A 16,556-nucleotide genomic window follows, 5' to 3' on the forward strand; every position below is an offset into this window, starting at 1 on the left:
GGGCCTTGCATTCGACCAGAAATGAGGTCGCGGGGTCGGTCAGCCCTTCTTGGCTTCGCCGGTCAGGAAGGTCGCGACCTGCAGCACCTTGGCCATGCTGCCGGCGGTTTCGCCGTCGACATACCAGCGGCCTGCCACGGCCAGGGCCGGCACGCCGGCGACCTTGTAGGCCTCGGTCTGTTGCGCGGCGCGGCGGGCCTTGCTGGCCACGCCGAAGGACGCAAAGGTTTCCTTGAACTTGGCGCCGTCGAGGCCGGCACGCTCGGCCCAGGCCTGGATGTTGGCTTCGCCGTTCAGGTTCTGGCGCTGCGCGTGGATCGCGGCGAACACCTTCGAGTGGTATTCCTCCAGCTTGCCCATGGCTTCGAGCGTGAAGTACAGGCGCTGCTTGGCCTCGACGTCGTTGCCCACGAAGGGCACCGGGATGCGGCGGAACGCCACTTCCTTCGGGGCTGCCTTGACCCAGGCTTCGAGCGAGGGCTCGAAGTCGTTGCAATGCGGGCAGTTGTACGAGAAGAACTCGACCACCTCGATCTTGCCGGCCGGTGCATCGACCGGCACGCGCTTGTCGAGCACGAGGAAATCGGTGCCGGCCTTGGGGGCGCGCTGGGCGTGTGCCGGAACGGCAGCCAGCGAAAGCAGCCCGATCGAAGTGGCGGCCAGCGAAAAGTCACGACGTTTCATGGAAAAGGTTCTCCTGTGGGTACCGCAGACAGAGCCGGCGCGCTGCCGGGAGTTCCCCGTCGGCGGCGCGCCCGAGGCGCTGGAATTGACAAAACAGCGTGCGGCAGATGCCGCGCGGGCGAGAGCTTAAAGGCTGTTCAAGAAAGACGTTGGTCAGCGCTGCACGCGCACCAGCGCCGATTCAAGACCGCCGCCGTCGAGCCGTTCCTTGAGCCGGTCGGCGTCGTCCTTCTTGTTGAACGGACCGGCGCGCACGCGGTAGACCGTGCGACCGGCCTGCTCGCGCTCGGTGACCTTGGCCTCGACGCCCATCAGCGACAGCTTGGCGCGTTGCGCCTCGGCGTCGTCGGTGGTGCGGAAGGCGCCGGCCTGCACGAAGTACATGAAGGGGTCGGCACCCGACGGCGACGGTGCGGCGGCCGTGTGGCTCGGCGCGGCGGACGCGGTGGTCGTGCTGCCGCCACCCGAACGGGCCCGGGCGAGGTCGCCCAGCGGATCGTTCGACGACGGCAGGGCGTTGGCTTCGGCCGGCACCGGCGCGGGGCGCGCCGGCTTGGGCGCCACCACCACAGGGGCGGGCGCGGTGACGGGCGCGGCGGCGGTGGGCGGCGTGCCCGGTGCCACGGTGACGGGGGCGCCGGTGATCGGGTTGACCGGGCCGGTGGCCGTGGCGGCCGGCGGCGTGGCAGCCGGCTTGGGCGCGCCGGCCTTGCCGGCCAGCGGTGCGTTCGGGTCCCAGTCGCGGTTCTTGCGGGCTTCGGCTTCGTCCTGCTCGGCACCGCCGCGTTGCGTCTTGTTGACGAACGGGATCGGCACCTTGGTGACGTAGACCGCGATGCCCAGGGCGACGCCCAGACCGAGCACCAGACCGATGATGAGTCCGATGACGATGTTGCCGCGTTGTCTGCTTGTCTTCTTCATGTTCAGAGGGTGATTCACATCTTGCTCGGCGCACTGACGCCGAGGATCGCGAGGCCATTGTGCAGCACCTGCGCAGCCGCTGCGACGAGTGCAAGACGCGCCAGCTTGACCGGCTCGTCGTCCACCAGGATGCGCTCGGCATCGTAGTAGCTGTGGTAGCTGGCCGCGAGTTCGCGCAGGTAGAAAGTCACGTCGTGCGGAGCGAAATCCTTCGCCGCTGCCGTCAGCATGGCCGGGTACTTGGCCAGCAGCAACATCAGCGCCTGGGCCGCCGGGCTGTCCAGCGGCGACAGGTCGACCGCCTTGAGCGTGGCCACGTCGCCGCCCCAGGCCGCGAGCACCGAGCAGATGCGCGCGTGGGCGTACTGCACGTAGTACACGGGGTTGTCGTTGTTCTTGGCCACCGCGAGGTCGACGTCGAAGGTGTATTCGGTGTCGGGCTTGCGGCTGAGCAAAAAGAAGCGCACGGCATCGGTGCTGGTCCACTCGATCAGGTCGCGCAGCGTGACGTAGCTGCCGGCGCGCTTGCTGATCTTGACCTCTTCGCCGCCCTTCATGACGCGCACCATGGTGTGCAGCACGTAGTCGGGGTAGCCCTCGGGAATGCCTTCACCCGCGGCCTGCAGGCCGGCGCGCACGCGCGCGATGGTGCCGTGGTGATCGGTGCCCTGGATGTTCACGACCTTGTGGAAGCCGCGCTCCCACTTGGCGATGTGGTACGCGACGTCGGGCACGAAGTACGTGTACGTGCCGTCCTGCTTCTTCATCACGCGGTCTTTGTCGTCGCCGTAGTCGGTCGACTTCAGCCACAGCGCGCCATCCTGTTCGTAGGTCTTGCCGGCGGCCACGAGCTTGGCCACGGCCGCCTCGACGCGGCCGCTGGTGTAGAGGCTGGACTCGAGGTAGTAGTTGTCGAAGCGCACGCGGAAGGCCTGCAGATCGAGGTCCTGCTCGCGGCGCAGGTAGGCCACGGCGAATTCGCGGATGCTGTCCAGGTCGTCGATATTGCCGCTGGCGGTGTACTCGCGGTCGTCCGACTTGACGGTCTTCTTCGCCTTGAAGTCTTCGGCGATGTCGGCGATGTAGTCGCCGTTGTAGGCCGGGGCTTTTTCGCCGCTGGGCCACTCGGGGTCGCCGGGCTTGAAGCCCTTGGCGCGCAGCTGCGTGCTGTTGGCCAGCGTCTGGATCTGCACGCCGGCGTCGTTGTAATAGAACTCGCGCCACACGCTCTCGCCCTGCGAGGCCTGCAGGTTGCAGATGGCGTCGCCCAGCGCCGCCTGGCGGCCGTGGCCGACGTGCAGCGGGCCGGTCGGGTTGGCCGACACGAACTCGACCAGCACCTTCTGGCCCGTGGCCGGCTGGCGGCCGAAGGCTTCGCCGGCGTCCAGCACTTCGCGCACGATCTGCTGCTTGGCGGCGGCCTTGAGGCGGATGTTGAGGAAGCCGGGGCCGGCGATCTCGATCGCCTCGACCCATTGGCCGAAAGCGGGGGTGGCGAGCAGCGCAGCGCTCAGTTCGTCGGCCAGTTCGCGGGGCTTGCGCCCCAGCGGCTTGGCGAGTTGCATGGCGGCGGTGCTGGCGAAATCGCCGTGCGCCGCCACCTTGGGCGACTCGAACGCGGCTTTGGCACCGGCGCCGGGAGAGAGGGTTTCGAGCGTGTTCGCGAGCGCCGCGAGCAGCTCCTGTTTGACCAATAGCATCTGTGAATTTTACCGGGGGCAAACCCGGACCCAGTTAACGATCGTCATCCGATGGGCGATGTCGCCCGTTAGGATGGTCGGCCCCAAGGCGGGGCGTCTGTCACAACCCAACCTTGCAAGGACATATCCATCATGAAGAAGCTCCTTTCCCTGGTCGCCTCCACCATCGCGCTCGGCGCCTGCCTGTCGTTCAGCGCCTACGCGCAGGACAAGGCACCCGCACCGGTCGTGGCCCCTGCCGCAGCCGCCGCACCTGCGGCAGCCCCTGCCGCCGCGGCCGCGCCCGCCGGTGGTGCCAGCTGCGATGCCAAGGCCATCGACAAGAACGGCAAGCCCCTGGCCGGCGCTGCCAAGAACAGCTTCATGAAGAAGTGCACCAAGGAAGCCGCCGCGCCCGCCTGCGCCGCCAAGGCCATCGACAAGAACGGCAAGGCCCTGGCCGGTGCCGCCAAGAACAGCTTCATGAAGAAGTGCGAAGCCGGCGCCGCCAAGGCCTGATCCGGCGCAGCGCCGTGTGGCGCTGACATTTGTTACTCCCGAAGGGCCCGCTCGTGCGGGCCTTTTCTTTTGTCTTTGGTGTTGATTACTTGCCGAAGCCGCGCGCCAGGAACACCGCGACCAGCGGGATCAGCGCGATCAGGTGCGCCTGGATCATCACCAGCTTGCGCGTCTTCAGGATGTCGGCCTCCGCGGGCAGCTTGCCCGTGGAACGCAGCGTCTTGCGCCAGCGGAAATAAGTCAGCGTCGGAAAGATCGACAGCACGCCCACGATGATGAACAGCGTGAGCTTCACGTGCAGCAGCGGGTTGGTCCAGTACCAGGCCGTGCCCTTCACGCCCCACCACGTGCGTGCGATGCCGGTGGCCAGCACCGCGATGGCGGCGATGCCGTAGACCATGTCGACCTTGGCCAGCCGCTCGACCACGGCGGCATTGAGCCATTGCACGCGGCACAGCGCGGCTTCACTGGAGATGAACACGACCATCGTGAGGATGGCCAACAGATGCAGGTAGGCGAGGATGGCTTCGAGGGTCATCGGAAACTTTCTTCATCGGGGTTGCAAGCAAATGCAAAAAGCATTGTGCCGCCCGGTCACGATTTCAGGACCGCCCGCCCCAGAATTCCGGCTGCCCGTACTGCGCTTTGAGGAAATCAAGCCACAGTCGCACGCGCAGCGGCAGGTGCTTGGCGCCTGCGAACACCGCATAGATGCCGTTGGGCGGCGCGGCGAAGTCGTCGAGCAGGGGCACGAGCAGGCCGGCGTCGATCTCGGCCTCGACCTCCCAGGTGCTGCGCCAGGCGATGCCGTGGCCCGCGAGGCACCAGTCGTGCAGCACCTGGCCGTCGGAACAATCGAGCGGGCCGCTGGGGCGCAGGTGGATGAGTTCCTGCGCGCCCTCTTCATTGGTAATGCGAAAGGCCCAGCCGCGCGTCTGCGAGGCGTCGCTCGACAGCGTGAGGCAGGCAAAGCGCGACAGCTCGCCCGGGTGCTTCGGCGTGCCATGGCGGCGCAGGAATTCGGGCGTGGCCACGCAGCGGCGGCGGTTGTCGGCCAGGCGCACGCTCACCAGCGACGAGTCGGGCAGGTCGCCCACGCGCACGGCGCAATCGAAGCTCTCGCCCGTGACGTCGACCACGCGGTCGCTGAGGTTCAGCGAGATCGTCACCTCGGGATGCAGCGCATGAAAGCGCGGCACCAGCGGCGCGACGTGGCGGCGGCCGAAGCCGGCCGGCGCCGTCACGCGCAGGTGGCCGCTGGCCTTCACGCCGCCGGCGCTCACGCTGGCCTCGGCGTTCGCGAACTCGGTCAGCAGGCGCTGGCAGTCTTCGAGGAAAGCGCTGCCTTCGTGCGTGAGCGTGATGCGGCGCGTGGTGCGCACCAGCAGCTTGACGCCCAGGCGCTCTTCGAGCGCGTCGATGCGCCGGCCCATGATCGCGGGCGCCACGCCTTCCGCCTTGGCCGCCGCGGTGAGGCTGCCGCGGGTCGCGACCGAGACAAAGGATTCGAGCTGCTTGAGGCGGTCCATGGCGCGGGAACTATATCGCCCGCCACCGCCGACTCAATCGCCGGCCGTGACGCCCTGCGCCCGCAGCGCGGCGATGTCATCGTCGCTGTAGCCCACTTCCTTCAGCAGCGCCTCGCTGTGCTCGCCGATGTGCGGCGGCTGCAGCCGGATGCCGGGGCGCTCGCCGCCCAGCGTGAACGGCGCGAGCGGCACCTTGGCCATGTGGCCGTCGTTCATGCGCACGGGCGCAAGGCCGCCGGTGGCATTGAGGTGCGGGTCGTCGAACAATTCCTGCGGCTTGGTGATGGGCGCGAAGGGCAGCTCGTTCTGCTCGAACACCGCGCTGAGCTCGGCCGCGCTGTGGTTCGCGAGGTGCGAGCGCAGGATCGGCATCATCCAGTCGCGCGCGCGCACACGGTCGTTGTTGGTCTTCAGGCGCGGGTCGGCCAGCATCTCCTCGAGGCCGAAGGCCTTGCAGAAGATGGCCCACTGCTTGTCGCTCACCGCCGCCAGGAAGATCTGCTCGCCGTCCTTCACGGTGAACACGTCGTACACGGCCCAGGCCGAGATGCGGCTGGGCATCGGGTCGGCGGCCTTGCCCGTGGCGGCGAACTGCATCATGTGCTGCGCGACCAGGAACACGTTGTTCTCGAACAGCGCGGACTGCACCTCACAGCCCTTGCCGGTGAGCTCGCGCTGGCGCAGCGCAGCCATCGCACCGATGGCGCCGAACATGCCGCCCATGATGTCGTTCACGCTGGTGCCCGCGCGCAGCGGGTCGCCCGCGCGGCCGGTCATGTAGGCCAGGCCGCCCATCATCTGCACCACCTCGTCGAGGGCAGTGCGGTGGTCGTACGGGCCTGGCAGAAAGCCCTTGTGGCTCACGTAGATGAGGCGCGGGTTGAGCTTGGCCAGCGTGTCGTAGTCGAGCCCCAGCTTCTTCATCGTGCCGGGCTTGAAGTTCTCGCTCACGATGTCGGCGGTGGCGATGAGGCGCAGCGCGGCTTCCACGCCCTCGGGCTTCTTCAGGTCGAGCGCGATGCTCTTCTTGTTGCGGTTGAAGGTCGGGAAGAAGCCCGAGCCCGAGCCCAGCAGGCGGCGCGTGTTGTCGCCCTCGATGGGCTCGACCTTGATGACCTCGGCGCCCAGGTCGGCCAGCAACAGGCCGCAGGTCGGGCCCATGACCATGTGGGTGAACTCGACGACGCGCACGCCGGCGTAAGGCAAGGGATTGGCTTCAGACATGTGCAATGTGTTCCTGGACAAAGCCCTTGGGCAGGCCGGCTTCGGGCGCCATGCCGTAGACCGGCTCACCGGGCAGGCCGGCCTTGAGCGGCGCGCGCGCCGCGATGAGTTTTTCGAGATCGATGCCGGTGCGCACGCCCATGGCTTCGAACATGAAGACGAGGTCTTCGGTGACCGCATTGCCCGACGCACCCGGCGCATAGGGGCAACCGCCGAGGCCGCCGAGCGAGGCGTCGAAGGTGCGCACGCCCTCGTCCCACGCCGCCAGGCAGTTCGCGATGCCCAGGCCGCGCGTGTTGTGCATGTGGGCGGCGCCCGCGTGCACGCCGATCTCGGCGCGCAGCCGCTTGAAGAGGCGGCGCACCTGCGCGGGGTTGGCGTAGCCCACGGTGTCGGACAGGCCCGATTCGTCGGCGCCGGCCTCGATGCATTGCGCGGCGAGGCGGATCACGTCGTCTTCGGGCACCAGTCCCTGCAGCGTGCAGCCGAAGGCGGTGGAGATGCCGGCCTCGAGCTTCACCTGCGGCGCGATGGCGCGGCGCAGCTCGGCAATGGCGCGCACCTCTTCGACCATCTCGGTCGGCGTCTTGCGCACGTTGGCCAGCGAGTGCGCCACGCTGGCCGACACCGGCATCGTGAGCTTGTGCACGCCGGCTTCGAGCGCAGCCTGTGCGCCCTTGCGGTTGGGCACCAGCGCCATCACCACGAGGCCGGGCAGCGTGACCGCGTGGCGCACCACCTCGGCGGCGTCGGCCATCTGCGGCAGCAGCTTCGCGGGCACGAACGAGGCGACCTCGATCTCGCGCACGCCGGCGGCGTACAGCGCGTCGATCCAGCGCAGCTTGTCGGCCGTGGGCATGGTGGCCTTCACGGATTGCAGGCCGTCGCGCGGACCGACCTCGCTGATGAGGACGTCGGGGGAGGTCATCGGGTGCTTCCTTGACTGTTCTATCTTGCAGAACTACATTCTGTTAAATAGAATTAAATCGGCAAGCCTGCCGACTGTCAAGCCACGCCATGCCCCGCAAAGCCCAGAACGAATCGGTGTCCGACCTCAACGCCGCCCCCGGCGGCGCCGCCGCGGTCGACCGTGCGCTGAGCCTGCTGTCGGCCTTCCAGCCCGGCGACGAGGCGCTGTCGCTCGCGCAGTTTGCCGAGCGCACGCAGCTCTACAAGAGCACGGTGCTGCGGCTGCTGGCCTCGCTCGAACATGCACGGCTCATCCGCCGGCAGGACGACGGGCGCTATGCGCTGGGGCTGGAGATCGCGCGGCTGCACGGGCTGTATGCAGCGTCGCAGTCGCTCGACCGCCTCGTGCTGCCGGTGCTGCGCACGCTGGCCGCGGCCACCGGCGAGAGCGCGGCATACCACGTGCGGCAGGACCAGGGCGACAGCTGGGTGCGGCTGTGCCAGTTCCGCGTCGATTCGTCGCATGTAGTGCGCGACCACGTGCGCGCGGGCGACCTGCTGCCCAACGACCGGGGCGCGGGCGCGCGCGTGCTGATCGCCTTCGGGCCCGAGGCCGAACGGCCGCGCGGCGCGAAGGAGCGCAAGTTGTACGACGCGATCCGCGCGCAAGGCTATTGCGCGCTGGTGGGCGATCGCACGGCCGAGCTCGCGGGCATCTCGGCGCCGGTGTTCCATGCGGATGGCAGCTTGGCCGCGGCAGTCACGTTGACGATGCCGACGCACCGCTACGACGAGAGCTACATCGAGCCCGTGCGCGCAGCGGCGAAGGAACTTTGCGGGCAGGTGTGACCTGACGGTCTTGCTCCTTCCCCTTCCGGGGGAAGGTTGGGATGGGGGCACGCGGCCTTTGAAAAAAGCCGCGGCGCATCGCTCAGCGCAGCGCCGCCAGCAACGCCTCGTTCTGCGCCGGCAGCCCGATGCTCACGCGCAGCCATTGCGGCAGGCCATACGGGCCAAGCAGCGAAACCTCGATGCCGGCGGCCAGCAGGCGCGCGTGCACGGCGGACGCATCGCCGACCTGCACCATCAGGAAGTTGCCCGACGACGGAACGTACGGCAGGCCCAGCGCGGTGAAGCCCGCGGCAAGCTGGTCGCGCCCGGCGGTGTTGAGTTCATAGGTGCGCGCCAGAAAGTCCGCGTCGCCCAGCGCCGCCACGGCCGCGGCCTGGGCCGGCGTCGTCACGTTGAAGCGCGGGCGCTGCGCGTTCATGCGCGCCGTGAGCGCCGGCTGCGACACGCCGTAGCCGATGCGCAGCCCCGCCAGGCCGAAGGCCTTGGAGAAGGTGCGGGCCACGATCAGGTTCGGCAGGCGGCGCACCCACTCGATGCTGTCGTAGCGCTGCGCGGGCGCGAGGTACTCGGTGTAGGCCTCGTCGAGCAGCACCGTCACATGCGCGGGCACCGATTGCAGAAAGTCGCGCAGCGGCGCAGCATCGATGAAGGTGCCGGTCGGGTTGTTCGGGTTGGCGACAAAGACGAGCTTCGTGTCGTCGCCGATGGCGGCGCGCATCGCGTCCAGGTCGTGGCCGAAGTCGCGCGAGGGCACGACGGTGGCGCGCGCGTGGGCGTGCGCCGTGGCCGCCGCGTAGACGATGAAACCGTACTGCGAATAGACGACGTTCTCGCCCGGCTTCAGGCTGACCTGCGCCGCCAGTTCGAGAATCTCGCTCGATCCGCTGCCCAGCGTGAGCCATTCGGGCGGCACGTCGAGCCGCGCGGCCAGCGCCTGCTTGAGCGCCGTGCCGTTGCTGTCGGGGTAGTTGCCCGCGCCTTCGAGGGCGGCAGCGGCGGCGCGGCGGGCCGACTCGGGCATGCCGAGCGGGTTTTCGTTGGAAGCCAGGAGGATCATTGCGGCGGGAGCTGATTATTTAAGAAGTTAAATATATACAGCTGCCACCGCCCCGGCCTCAGGGCCTACCCTTTGACGCTGCGCTGTGGCCTCCATCGATTACATGCATTTTTGTCACAGATAAATCTCACTTTCGGCTCTTACTGGCTCGCAAAGTATCGAATACAGTTCTCGCATGGCTTCACCTGGGGCAGTTCTCTTTGACGCTTACGGCACCCTGTTCGACGTGTACAGCGTCGGGCAGGCGGCCGAGCGCCTGTTCCCCGGCCAGGGGCCCGCGCTGGCCGTGGCCTGGCGCGACAAGCAGATCGAATACACCCGCCTCGTGACCACCAGCAACGACGGCGCGCACTACCGCCCGTTCAGCGAACTCACGCGCGCCGCCCTGCGCTACAGCGCCAAGCGGCTGGGCCTGGCACTGAGCGACGCCGCCGAGCAGGAGCTGATGGACGCCTACCGCACGCTCGCCGCCTTCGAAGAAAGCCGCGAAGTGCTGCAGGCGCTGAAGGCGCGCGGCGTGGTCACCGGCATCCTGTCGAACGGCGACCCCGGCATGCTCGACGCCGCCGTGCGCAGCGCCGGCCTGCACGGCCTGCTCGACCACGTGCTGAGCGTGGACGGCATCCGCAAGTACAAGACCCATCCCGAGGCCTACCGGCTCGGCGTCACGGCCACCGGCCTGCCGCCCGCGCAGATCGCCTTCGTGAGCTGCAACGGCTGGGACGCCCTGGGCGCCACCTGGTACGGATTTCGCACGCTCTGGGTCAACCGCTACCAACTGCCTTTCGAAGAACTGGGCACGTCCCCCGAGCGCACCGGCCAGAGCCTGCGCGACGTGCTCGCCTTCTTCTGACCAAGGCCCTCCCCGATTTCCATTTTTTTTGCATTGCGTTCCCAAGGAGAAAACACATGACCGACCGCACCACCGCCCACCGACTCCAGGTCGCGACCGAACTGCACCGCTTCGTCGAAGAAAAAGTCCTGCCCGCCAGCGGCGTGGCCAGCGACGTGTTCTGGAAGGGCTTCGACGCCATCGTCCATGACCTCGCGCCCAAGAACGTCGCCCTGCTCGCCGAGCGCGACCGCCTGCAGAGCGAACTCGACGCCTGGCACAAGAAGAACCCCGGCCCGATCGCCGACATGCCGGCCTACCGCGCCTTCCTGGAAAAGATCGGCTACCTGCTGCCGCAGCCCAAGGGCGTGAAGGCCACCACGGCCAACGTCGACTCCGAACTCGCGCTGCAGGCCGGCCCGCAGCTGGTGGTGCCGATCCTGAACGCACGCTACGCCCTCAACGCCGCCAACGCGCGCTGGGGTTCGCTGTACGACGCGCTGTACGGCACCGACGCCATTCCCGAAACCGGCGGCGCCGAAAAGGGCAAGGGCTACAACCCCGTGCGCGGCGCCAAGGTCATCGAGTTCGCGCGCAATGTGCTCGACCAGGCCGCACCGCTGGCCAACGGCTCGCACAAGAACGCCACCGGCTACAGCGTGAAGGACGGCCAGCTGGTCGTCGCGCTGCAGAGCAGCACCACCGGCCTGGCCGATGCGTCGCAGTTCATCGGCTACCAGGGCGACGCGGCCGCGCCGTCGTCGGTGCTGCTCAAGCACAACGGCATCCACCTGGACATCCGCATCGACCGCAGCACCGCCATCGGCAAGAGCGATGCGGCCGGCGTGAGCGACCTCGTGCTCGAAGCCGCGCTCTCGACCATCCTCGACCTGGAAGACTCGGTGGCCGTGGTCGACGCGGCCGACAAGGTCGTCGCGTACGCGAACTGGCTGGGCATCGTGCAGGGCACGCTGACCGAAGAAGTCGCCAAGGGCGGCAAGACCTTCAGGCGCGGCCTGAACGCTGACCGCGAATACACCGGCGCCAACGGCCAGCCGCTGAAGCTGCACGGCCGCTCGCTGATGTTCCTGCGCAACGTGGGCCACCTGATGACCAACCCGGCCATCCTGTACGAAGGCGGCAAGGAAATCCCCGAAGGCATCCTGGACGCCGTGGTCACCACCACCATCGCGATGATCGACGTCAAGCGCAAGGGCAACTCGCGCACCGGCAGCATCTACATCGTGAAGCCCAAGATGCACGGCCCGGCCGAGGTCGCCTTTGCCAGCGAGCTGTTCGGCCGCGTCGAGCAGCTGCTCGGCCTGCCCGCCAACACCGTCAAGCTCGGCATCATGGACGAGGAGCGCCGCACCAGCGTGAACCTGCAGGCCTGCATCGCCGAGGCCGCTGCGCGCGTGGCCTTCATCAACACCGGCTTCCTCGATCGCACCGGCGACGAGATGCACACCGCCATGCAGGGCGGCCCGATGATCCGCAAGGGCGACATGAAGTCCAGCGCCTGGATCGGTGCCTACGAAAAGAACAACGTGCTCGTCGGCCTGAACTGCGGCCTGCGCGGCAAGGCGCAGATCGGCAAGGGCATGTGGGCCATGCCCGACCTGATGGCCGCGATGCTCGAACAGAAGATCGCGCACCCCAAGGCCGGCGCCAACACCGCCTGGGTGCCCTCGCCCACCGCCGCCACGCTGCACGCACTGCACTACCACCAGGTCAGCGTGACCGCGGTGCAGCAAGAGCTGGAAAAGATCGACGCCGAAGGCGAGCGCGAGAACATCCTGAACGCGCTGCTGCAGGTGCCGATCGCTGCCGAAGCCAAGTGGACCGACGCCGAGAAGCAACAGGAAATCGACAACAACGTGCAGGGCATCCTGGGCTACGTGGTGCGCTGGGTCGACCAGGGCGTGGGCTGCTCGAAGGTGCCCGACATCCACAACGTCGGCCTCATGGAAGACCGCGCCACGCTGCGCATCTCGAGCCAGCACATCGCCAACTGGCTGCTGCACGGCGTGGTCACGAAGGCGCAGGTCGACGAGGCCTTCCAGCGCATGGCCAAGGTGGTCGACGAGCAGAACGCCGGCGACGCGCTGTACCAGCCGATGGCTGGCCACTTCGACACCTCGGCCGCCTACAAGGCCGCGCAAGACCTCGTGTTCAAGGGCATCGAGCAGCCCAGCGGCTACACCGAGCCGCTGCTGCACGCCTGGCGCCTGAAGGTCAAGGCCGCGGCCTGACGCGCGCCCTGCGCAGTGCCGGCAACCGCTGGCGCTGACGCCTCGGAGACAGCAAACGAACGGCGCCCTCGGGCGCCGTTCTGCATGGTGCGCGACATGCCGGTAGCATCGACGCCGCCTTCCTTTTCTCTCTCCGGTCTCCGTCTCTTTCGATGAACAAGCACGCGGCATCGCCGTCCCCGACCCGCTGGTCGACCTCGGCCGCCGGCATGCTGGTCGCACTGGCCACCGCCTTCGCGCTGAGCCAGGCCTTTCGCACCGTCGGCGCCATGATGGCCACGCCGCTCACGCAGCACTTCGGCCTCACGCCGCAGGCGCTCGGCACCTGGGCCGGCACCTTCCATTTCACCTTCGGCATCATGCAGCTCGCGATGGGCGTGTCGATCGACCACTTCGGCGTGCGCCGCACCGTGCTCACCGCCTTTCCGCTCGCCATCGCGGGCGCCGCGTTGTGCACCGTGGCACCGGGCTTCGGTGCGCTGCTGCTGGGGCAGGCGCTGATCGGCGTGGGCTGCGCGCCGGCCTTCCTGGCCTGCACCGTGTTCATCGCGCGGCACTTCGAGGCCTCGCGCTTCACCGCCATGTCGGGGCTGGTGATGAGCCTCGCGGGCCTGGGCATCGTGTTCACCGGCACGCCGCTGGCGCTGCTGATCGAGGCCGCGTCGTGGCGCGCCGGCTATGCCGTGCTGACCGCCTTCGCCGTGCTCTCGTGGATCGTCATCTTCTGGCGCGTGCACGAGCCCGCACGCACGCCCGCAGCGCTCGCACCGGACGCACCCGCGCCCGAACGCCAGTCGCTGCGCCAGGCCGTGCGCGACCTGCTGCCGCTGTTCGCCATGCCGCACACCCTCGGCCTGCTGTGCTTCGCCTGCGTGTCGTATGCCGCCTTCATCACGCTGCGCGGCCTGTGGCTCGGCCCCGTGCTGCACTACCGCCACGGCCTCTCGCTCGTGGCCAGCGGCAACGTGGCGCTGGTGATGACCGTCGCCGGCATGGCCAGCCCCATGCTGTTCGGCCGCCTCGACCCCGGCGGTGCGCGCCGCACGCGCTGGATGATGCGCTGCGCCTTCGCCGGCGCAGCAATGTTCGCCGCCATGGCCCTCACGCAATCGCGCGCCATCGACATCGGCCTGCCGATCGTCTACGGCCTGTTGTCGGGCTACAGCGTGCTGCTGTACGCGTACACCAAGAACGCCTATCCGGCGGCGGTGACCGGCCGCGCGATGGCGCTGCTCAACATGGCGATGTTCCTCGGCGTCTCGCTGATGCAATGGACCACCGGCGTCGCCGCCTCCTGGGCCGTCGCCCACGGCACCGAGCCGTTCCGCGCGGTGTTCCTCACGGTGAGCGGGATGCTGGCGGCGGGGACGTTGGCGTTTCTGCTGCTGCCGCGGGCGAAGGTGCCGGTGCGTCCGACGCCCTGATCGCCGATCACGCTGCCTCACGTCACATCACCCAACCGCGCCCGCACCTCGCGTCGGCTCAGCTGGCGCTTGGCGACGGCATAGACATCGTGACGCCCGTACATGTCGAAGTGCGTGGGCAGGCCCGGCGCGGAACGTCGCGCCGCACCGCAGCGCGTGACCATGCAGCGGCGCAGCACGTCGTAGCACTTGGGCTCTGGCTGCGCCGCGCTTGTGCGCTCGGGAAACTGCGCCAGCACGACCTCGAACCAGCAACCCTCGACGCAGTGCCACTGCGTGCTTTCGTCGATCACGTGGTAGACCGCATACGGCGTGTCGCCGCGCCGCCCGGCCCGGTCCACACGACGCGCCGCACGCGCTTCGCGCAATCGCCGGTTCGGCAACAGGATGCCGGTGACCGGATGCACGAACAGCTCGACGCCCGGCGCTTCGTGCAGCGGCACGCCGGGCCGGTCTCCCCAGCGGTAGGGCCGCACCCGCACTTCGCCGTCGCACATCACCGCGTCGCGCGCCACGAAATCGTCGACGTGCAGAAAGATGTGCGCCTGCACCGTGCTGCGGCGATCGATGCCCGCGCACAATTCGGCGTACACCTTGTCCCACGGCCGGTGCACCTGCTTGTGCAGCCAGCGTTTGAGCGGCTGGAGGTTTTCGCTCAGCCACTTCGGATGCTGCAGGCCGCGCTTCATTCCCAGGTGCGAACCTCGCTCGGGGCTGTTGCGCCACGGGCGGCCATCGCCCTGCACGCGCCAGCCGCCGCGCGGACGCTCGACGATCACCTTGTCCATGTCGTCACGCATCGTCGGCCCTCCGCCTGAAATCGCGCGCGGCCTTCTGCAGCGCCACCTTCTGCGCGCGCCGCTCGGCGCGGTGGGTGCGCAGGTGGCGGCCCGCGCCCTGGCTGGATTCGCGGCGGGCCATCGCGGCCACCACGGGATTGCGCGGTGCCGACGCGGGCACCGCAAAGTAGAACCGGCCCAGACGCTTGTCGTCGTCGCGGGCCTTTCGTTGAGCACTCATGTGCGCACACTCCGAAAGAAACAAAAAGGCCCCGGCGAATGCAGTTGCGCGCGGGGCCCTTGTCGATTCGGCCGCGGCGGATGCGAAGGTGCACATCCGGCCGGGGCGGTCGGTGTGCGTCAGGTGTTCAGTGAACGGTTCATTGAATGGTGTTCTCGCCCGGGAGGTTGATCGTCGCCGTGCGTGGTGTCGGAAAAAACTGTCGCTGAAAAAGGAAGGGCGGATTCTGGCGAGGGCTCGCGCCGTGCGCAAGCGGGGCGCGCAGTGCTGTGGCGCAAAGCTGACACGGTCGCGTGCCTCGGGTTCATTGAACCCACGCCGGTTGAATCCGCTTGGCGCATCGCGCCGTATGGCATCTCAAGCGCATCGCGCCTCCGTGCTGTTGGCGGTTTCCACAGAGCCCTTTCTTTCCAGGAGACATCCATGAAAAAACTCGTGATCGCACTCGGCGTGTCGGTGTTGCTCGGCGCGTGCGCCGGCAGTGGCATGAGCAATGCCAGCAGCAGTGCCGCCACCCCCATGGTCGGCGGTGCGCCGATGTACCCGACGAAGGACATCGTCGACAACGCGGTGAATTCGAAGGACCACACGACGCTGGTCGCGGCGGTGAAGGCGGCCGACCTCGTGGCCACGCTCAAGAGCCCGGGCCCGTTCACGGTGTTCGCGCCGACCAACGCCTCGTTCGCGGCACTGCCGGCCGGCACGGTCGACACGCTGCTCAAGCCCGAGAACAAGGCCACGCTCACCCAGGTGCTGACCTACCACGTGGTGCCCGGTCGCATGGACAGCGCGGCGCTGACGAGCGCGATCAACGCGGGCGGCGGCAAGGCGATGCTGAAGACCGCGAGCGGCGGCACGCTCACGGCCACGCTGAGCGGCGGCACCGTGTGGGTGACCGATGCCAAGGGCGGCACGGCCGCGGTGACGATCGCCAATGTCTACCAGTCGAACGGCGTGATCCACGTCGTCAACAAGGTGCTGCTGCCGGGTTGAGTCAGGTCCGCTGCGCGGCCTCCGCTTCGTCTCGCAGCCACTGTGCGAAATCCTGCGCGTCGCGGTTGCCCGCGGCGCGCCGCGACATCTCGATGAAGTAGCCGCGGTGCGATGCCGCGCCCTCGCCGAGCGGCGCCACGAGCCGACCGTCGCGCATCAGTTCGCGCAGCAGCGGCAGGCGCCCGATGACCACGCCCTGCCCCGCCACCGCGGCGGCCACGGCATCGGCGTACTGCGTGAAGCGCAGCGTGCTCTTCATGCGCAGGTCTTCCAGCCCCATCACCTTGAGCCACGGCTCCCAGTCGGCGGTCGGGGCTTCGCTGTGGTCGGGGTATTCGATGGTGAGCAGCGTGAGCTTGGAAAAGTCGGACAGCTCGCGCAGCGACGCGGCCACCTGCGGCGCGCACAGCGGGATCAACGATTCCTCGAACAGCGCCGGGCCCACACCGCGGCCGATGGGCACGAAGCGCACCGCCACGTCGATGCGGCTGCGTTCCATGTCGAGCACGTCGAGCGTGGCCGACACGCGCACGTCGACCTGCGGATGCGTGCTGGTGAAGCGCGCCAGCTTCGGAATGAGCCACAGCGAGGCGAAACCCGGCGTGGAGGTGATCGACACCTGCCGCGGCGCGGCGCTGGCGCGCACGCTCGCGGTGGCGTC

16 protein-coding genes and 1 pseudogene are annotated in these 16,556 nt (G+C 68.5%); 6 read left to right on the plus strand and 11 right to left on the minus strand.

The genetic code is table 11. The features are described 5' to 3' along the window. Positions 1-39: 39 nt before the first annotated feature. The 3 genes from AAG801_RS31315 to argS form a co-directional block, all read right to left on the minus strand. Positions 40-684, minus strand: coding sequence for a thiol:disulfide interchange protein DsbA/DsbL (locus tag AAG801_RS31315; protein WP_192194669.1), 645 nt, complete (start codon positions 682-684; stop codon positions 40-42). A gap of 153 nt (positions 685-837) precedes the next feature. Continuing rightward, on the minus strand, positions 838-1,605 hold the full coding sequence (locus AAG801_RS31320; RefSeq protein WP_341891896.1) for an SPOR domain-containing protein: 768 nt from the start codon (positions 1,603-1,605) through the stop codon (positions 838-840). Between the two features lie 14 nt (positions 1,606-1,619). Beyond that, positions 1,620-3,305 carry an arginine--tRNA ligase gene (argS, locus tag AAG801_RS31325; RefSeq protein ID WP_341891897.1) on the minus strand — a complete coding sequence of 562 codons (1,686 nt, stop codon included), beginning with the start codon at positions 3,303-3,305 and terminating at the stop codon, positions 1,620-1,622. 132 nt (positions 3,306-3,437) lie between these two features. On the opposite strand from argS, the gene AAG801_RS31330 reads away from it, so the two are divergent. Then, on the plus strand, positions 3,438-3,803 hold the full coding sequence (locus tag AAG801_RS31330) for a hypothetical protein (protein ID WP_341891898.1): 366 nt from the start codon (positions 3,438-3,440) through the stop codon (positions 3,801-3,803). Between the two features lie 85 nt (positions 3,804-3,888). On the opposite strand, the gene AAG801_RS31335 is transcribed toward AAG801_RS31330, so the two are convergent. The 4 genes from AAG801_RS31335 to AAG801_RS31350 all read right to left on the minus strand — a co-directional run bounded on the left by AAG801_RS31335 (position 3,889) and on the right by AAG801_RS31350 (position 7,484). After that, on the minus strand, positions 3,889-4,341 hold the full coding sequence (locus tag AAG801_RS31335; RefSeq protein ID WP_192194665.1) for a DUF2214 family protein: 453 nt from the start codon (positions 4,339-4,341) through the stop codon (positions 3,889-3,891). A gap of 64 nt (positions 4,342-4,405) precedes the next feature. After that, on the minus strand, positions 4,406-5,332 hold the full coding sequence (locus AAG801_RS31340; protein WP_153280977.1) for a LysR family transcriptional regulator: 927 nt from the start codon (positions 5,330-5,332) through the stop codon (positions 4,406-4,408). A gap of 33 nt (positions 5,333-5,365) precedes the next feature. Then, positions 5,366-6,556 carry a CaiB/BaiF CoA-transferase family protein gene (locus AAG801_RS31345; protein ID WP_341891899.1) on the minus strand — a complete coding sequence of 397 codons (1,191 nt, stop codon included), beginning with the start codon at positions 6,554-6,556 and terminating at the stop codon, positions 5,366-5,368. Further along, positions 6,549-7,484, minus strand: coding sequence for a hydroxymethylglutaryl-CoA lyase (locus AAG801_RS31350; RefSeq protein WP_341891900.1), 936 nt, complete (start codon positions 7,482-7,484; stop codon positions 6,549-6,551). The genes AAG801_RS31345 and AAG801_RS31350 overlap by 8 nt, the downstream gene beginning before the upstream one ends. An 89-nt stretch (positions 7,485-7,573) precedes the next feature. Between AAG801_RS31350 and AAG801_RS31355 the strand changes: the two genes are divergently transcribed. Then, a complete protein-coding gene (locus tag AAG801_RS31355; protein ID WP_341891901.1) occupies positions 7,574-8,314 on the plus strand; it encodes an IclR family transcriptional regulator in 741 nt (246 codons plus the stop codon). An 82-nt stretch (positions 8,315-8,396) separates the two neighbouring features. Here the strand turns inward: AAG801_RS31355 and hisC are convergent. Further along, positions 8,397-9,380: pseudogene (gene hisC, locus AAG801_RS31360) on the minus strand (histidinol-phosphate transaminase); the annotation flags it as partial. 169 nt (positions 9,381-9,549) lie between these two features. Between hisC and AAG801_RS31365 the strand changes: the two are divergent. The 3 genes from AAG801_RS31365 (at position 9,550) to AAG801_RS31375 (ending at position 13,882) form a co-directional block, all read left to right on the plus strand. Continuing rightward, on the plus strand, positions 9,550-10,227 hold the full coding sequence (locus AAG801_RS31365) for a haloacid dehalogenase type II (protein WP_341891902.1): 678 nt from the start codon (positions 9,550-9,552) through the stop codon (positions 10,225-10,227). 56 nt (positions 10,228-10,283) lie between these two features. Further along, positions 10,284-12,458, plus strand: coding sequence for a malate synthase G (locus AAG801_RS31370; RefSeq protein ID WP_341891903.1), 2,175 nt, complete (start codon positions 10,284-10,286; stop codon positions 12,456-12,458). 152 nt (positions 12,459-12,610) lie between these two features. Next, the gene (locus AAG801_RS31375; RefSeq protein WP_341891904.1) at positions 12,611-13,882 is read left to right on the plus strand and encodes an MFS transporter; all 1,272 of its coding nucleotides are present in this window, start codon (positions 12,611-12,613) and stop codon (positions 13,880-13,882) included. Positions 13,883-13,899: 17 nt separating this feature from the next. Here the strand turns inward: AAG801_RS31375 and AAG801_RS31380 are convergent, their stop codons facing one another. Next, positions 13,900-14,682 (minus strand): hypothetical protein, encoded by a 783-nt coding sequence (locus AAG801_RS31380; RefSeq protein WP_341891905.1) that lies wholly within the window; start codon positions 14,680-14,682, stop codon positions 13,900-13,902. Continuing rightward, positions 14,675-14,902 carry a hypothetical protein gene (locus AAG801_RS31385; RefSeq protein ID WP_341891906.1) on the minus strand — a complete coding sequence of 76 codons (228 nt, stop codon included), beginning with the start codon at positions 14,900-14,902 and terminating at the stop codon, positions 14,675-14,677. The genes AAG801_RS31380 and AAG801_RS31385 overlap by 8 nt, the downstream gene beginning before the upstream one ends. A 423-nt stretch (positions 14,903-15,325) precedes the next feature. Between AAG801_RS31385 and AAG801_RS31390 the strand changes: the two genes are divergently transcribed. Beyond that, on the plus strand, positions 15,326-15,895 hold the full coding sequence (locus AAG801_RS31390) for a fasciclin domain-containing protein (protein ID WP_341891907.1): 570 nt from the start codon (positions 15,326-15,328) through the stop codon (positions 15,893-15,895). A 1-nt stretch (position 15,896) separates the two neighbouring features. On the opposite strand, the gene AAG801_RS31395 is transcribed toward AAG801_RS31390, so the two are convergent. Then, a partial coding sequence (locus tag AAG801_RS31395; RefSeq protein ID WP_341891908.1) for a LysR substrate-binding domain-containing protein occupies positions 15,897-16,556 on the minus strand: 660 nt, incomplete at its 5' end.

This window comes from Variovorax sp. YR752 (assembly GCF_943372545.1).

Coding starts and splice junctions, on each gene's coding strand:
- AAG801_RS31375 (WP_341891904.1), top strand. CDS start 12,611: ATGAACAAGCACGCGGCATCGCCGTCCCCGACCCGCTGGTCGACCTCG.
- argS (WP_341891897.1), bottom strand. CDS start 3,305: ATGCTATTGGTCAAACAGGAGCTGCTCGCGGCGCTCGCGAACACGCTC.
- AAG801_RS31315 (WP_192194669.1), bottom strand. CDS start 684: ATGAAACGTCGTGACTTTTCGCTGGCCGCCACTTCGATCGGGCTGCTT.
- AAG801_RS31335 (WP_192194665.1), bottom strand. CDS start 4,341: ATGACCCTCGAAGCCATCCTCGCCTACCTGCATCTGTTGGCCATCCTC.
- AAG801_RS31340 (WP_153280977.1), bottom strand. CDS start 5,332: ATGGACCGCCTCAAGCAGCTCGAATCCTTTGTCTCGGTCGCGACCCGC.
- AAG801_RS31345 (WP_341891899.1), bottom strand. CDS start 6,556: ATGTCTGAAGCCAATCCCTTGCCTTACGCCGGCGTGCGCGTCGTCGAG.
- AAG801_RS31370 (WP_341891903.1), top strand. CDS start 10,284: ATGACCGACCGCACCACCGCCCACCGACTCCAGGTCGCGACCGAACTG.
- AAG801_RS31365 (WP_341891902.1), top strand. CDS start 9,550: ATGGCTTCACCTGGGGCAGTTCTCTTTGACGCTTACGGCACCCTGTTC.
- AAG801_RS31350 (WP_341891900.1), bottom strand. CDS start 7,484: ATGACCTCCCCCGACGTCCTCATCAGCGAGGTCGGTCCGCGCGACGGC.
- AAG801_RS31380 (WP_341891905.1), bottom strand. CDS start 14,682: ATGCGTGACGACATGGACAAGGTGATCGTCGAGCGTCCGCGCGGCGGC.
- AAG801_RS31385 (WP_341891906.1), bottom strand. CDS start 14,902: ATGAGTGCTCAACGAAAGGCCCGCGACGACGACAAGCGTCTGGGCCGG.
- AAG801_RS31355 (WP_341891901.1), top strand. CDS start 7,574: ATGCCCCGCAAAGCCCAGAACGAATCGGTGTCCGACCTCAACGCCGCC.
- AAG801_RS31390 (WP_341891907.1), top strand. CDS start 15,326: ATGAAAAAACTCGTGATCGCACTCGGCGTGTCGGTGTTGCTCGGCGCG.
- AAG801_RS31320 (WP_341891896.1), bottom strand. CDS start 1,605: ATGAAGAAGACAAGCAGACAACGCGGCAACATCGTCATCGGACTCATC.
- AAG801_RS31330 (WP_341891898.1), top strand. CDS start 3,438: ATGAAGAAGCTCCTTTCCCTGGTCGCCTCCACCATCGCGCTCGGCGCC.